Source organism: Dietzia sp. HMSC21D01 (assembly GCF_001815995.1).
Classification (GTDB): Bacteria; Actinomycetota; Actinomycetes; order Mycobacteriales; family Mycobacteriaceae; genus Dietzia; species Dietzia cinnamea.
Window position 1 is genome coordinate 2,267 of the sequence record NZ_KV823646.1, and the last position, 2,592, is coordinate 4,858.

Below are 2,592 nucleotides of genomic sequence, written 5' to 3' on the forward strand. Positions count from 1 at the left end.
CCTTCACCGGCGCCCGAGCTCGCCGCCGCGCCGCCGGCGTCGGCCTCCTCCCCATCTGCGGGCTCGTCCTCCGAGCTGGCCGCGGCGAGCGAGCCGAGGAGGTTCGCGCCCGTCGCGACGCTGCCGCCGGAGATGGATCCGGCGGAGACGGGCTCGACGGAGCCGCCGGGGATACGACCGTTGATCTGGTCCGCGACGACCTGCGGGTCGATACCGAAGTTGGTCTCCAGCCCTCCCGGCGTGCCGTCCTCGTTCACCGGGACACAGAGGACGATGCCGACCGCCGGGGTCTCCGGCGACAACGCGGTCCAGCTGACATCCGCCCCGGCCGCGACCAGGACAGAGCGGCCCGGCTGACCGAACACGAACAGGAGAACGTTCTCGACGACGTTGTTCTCGACTGCGGGATCGTCGAGTTCCACTGCCGGGGCCCCCTCGTCGTCGGCGAGGAGATGGGTCAGCCCACCGCCGGCCTCGATCGCGGTGATGAGCGCGATGCCAGCCGCGAGGTCACCCTCGGGATAGTCGGTCTCGAGGTCATTGTCGGCGATCGTCGAGTACGGGGCCGTCGCCCCCAGGCAGCGCTGGTCGGCATCCGACTCGTTGGTATAGGTGACAGTCGGGCCACCCTCCTCATTCGGCGCGACCGTGACCGGTCCACTGAGGGCCTCGCCCGCGGTCTCGAGATCACCGGCGATCTCTCCGAGATCTATCGAGCTACTGCCCAGCGAGCCCGTCGGCTCCTCGTCGTCCTGGGCGGAGGCGATGCCGGCTCCGGCGAAAGTGGCTCCGGCGGCGAGCGCGACAGCCGAAGCTCCGGCCAGAACTCAATTTCGAACGAACATGAATGCTCCTTGCAGAGAGGGAAAGTCACCGCCTCTAGGGCTGCGGTCACACTGACCGGCGTTCTGGGAAACACCTGAGCGGAGTGTTACATGGGTCACAGCCGAGTTTCACGTTAGCGCCGCAAACTTGAGTGATCGTAAAGTAAAGCTAATGCCCATTTGCACCAGTAACCGCATGGGCCTCACCGCCAACACCCACCTGTCCCCTCCCAGCCCGACACGAAGCGATAACGTGTGTGCAACGCCACACGAAAGGGCACTTCTGTGACAACTGCCTCCTCCGGTCCTCTCGCGGGCATCCGCGTCGTCGAACTCAACGGCATCGGCCCCGGCCCGCACGCCTGCATGATGCTCGCCGATCTCGGGGCCGACGTTGTGACCGTCATGCGACCCGGCGAGCTCCAGACCCAAGTCGGCGGCTGGGCGCACATCACTCGTCGCGGCCGGACCGTGGTGGAGGCCGACCTCAAGAGCGATGAGGGCCTGTCGCAGGTGCGCGGACTCATCGCCAAGGCCGACGTGCTGGTCGAGGGGTTCCGTCCCGGGGTCACCGAGCGGATGGGCCTGGGTCCGGACGAGTGCCTCGAGATCAACCCGAAGCTGGTCTACGCGCGGATGACCGGCTGGGGCCAGCACGGCCCGCTCGCACACACCGCAGGGCACGACCTCAACTACATCTCCCTCACCGGGCACCTCAACGCGACCGCCCGCAAGGGCGAGCGCCCGGTGCCGCCGCTCAACCTGGTCGGCGACTTCGGCGGCGGTTCGATGTTCCTCATCCAGGGCATCCTGGCCGCGATCATCGAGCGCTCCACCTCGGGCGAGGGTCAGGTCATCGACGCCGCCATGACCGACGGCGCCTCGGTGCTCGGCCAGTTCCAGTGGGCGATGCGTGCCCGCGGTCAGTGGTCGGACGTCGCCGGGACCAACATGCTCGACACGGGCTACCCCTTTTATGACGTCTACACCTGTTCCGACGGCAAATACATGGCCGTGGGCTGCCTCGAGCCGCAGTTCTACGCCGAGTTCGCCCGGCTGCTCGGCGTCGACGGCGAGGGCATGCCCGGCCAGTTCGACATGGATCGCTGGGACGAGCTACGCGAGCTGATCGCGGGGAAGTTCGCCGAGAAGACCCGCGACGAGTGGGCCGAGGTGTTCTACGGCACCGACGCGTGCACGACGCCGGTCCTCACCTACACCGAGGCGCTGGACCATCCGCACAACACCGCCCGCGAGACGTTCGTCGAGGTCGCCGGCGACGTGGGCCCGGCACCCGCGCCGCGTTTCTCCCGCACCCCGGCGGCCCCGGTCCCGGCGGCGCCGCCGCGTGAGGTCACCGCGGTCGACCAGGTGTGGGCCTGACCCGTGGGTGATCCGGTCACCGGTCCCGAGGCCGCGGGTGCAGACGCCCGCGGTCCCGGTGGGGCCCGCGTCGCGGGCGTGGTGCTCTCCGTGGACCCCGCCTCCGGCGAGCCTCCCTTCCGTCAGCTCATGTCCCAGATCGTGGAGGCGACCCGACGCGGAGTTCTCACGCCCGGTACGAGGTTGCCCGCGGTACGCACTCTCGCGGAGAACGTGGGGATCTCCACGGCCACCGCGGCCAAGGTCTACCGCGAGCTCGAGGACGGCGGTGTCCTCGAGGGACGCGGCCGCTCGGGGACCTTCATCGCCGAGACCGATGCGGCGGCCGCCGCCCTCGCCCGCGCGGCGGAGTTGTTCGCCGACCGCGCCGCGGCCGCCGGTGCCG

Annotated in this window: 4 protein-coding genes; 3 read left to right on the top strand and 1 reads right to left on the bottom strand. The window is 69.6% G+C overall.

Annotated features, from left to right (window positions below; all coding sequences use genetic code 11):
• Positions 1-422 (bottom strand): hypothetical protein (locus tag HMPREF3086_RS18765; protein WP_210401813.1); only part of this gene is annotated, 422 nt, incomplete at its 3' end.
• A 30-nt stretch (positions 423-452) separates the two neighbouring features.
• On the opposite strand from HMPREF3086_RS18765, the gene HMPREF3086_RS18275 reads away from it, so the two are divergent.
• The 3 genes from HMPREF3086_RS18275 to HMPREF3086_RS01245 form a co-directional block, all read left to right on the top strand.
• Positions 453-923, top strand: a complete 471-nt coding sequence (locus tag HMPREF3086_RS18275) for a hypothetical protein (protein ID WP_141763943.1) — start codon at positions 453-455, stop codon at positions 921-923.
• Positions 924-1,109: 186 nt separating this feature from the next.
• On the top strand, positions 1,110-2,207 hold the full coding sequence (locus tag HMPREF3086_RS01240) for a CaiB/BaiF CoA transferase family protein (RefSeq protein ID WP_061230169.1): 1,098 nt from the start codon (positions 1,110-1,112) through the stop codon (positions 2,205-2,207).
• 3 nt (positions 2,208-2,210) lie between these two features.
• Positions 2,211-2,592, top strand: a 382-nt coding sequence (locus tag HMPREF3086_RS01245; protein ID WP_246830845.1) for a GntR family transcriptional regulator, incomplete at its 3' end; no start/stop codon positions are given.

Bases quoted from the DNA above. Each gene is read 5' to 3' on its own strand.
- HMPREF3086_RS18275 (WP_141763943.1), top strand. From the start codon at position 453: ATGGGTCAGCCCACCGCCGGCCTCGATCGCGGTGATGAGCGCGATGCC.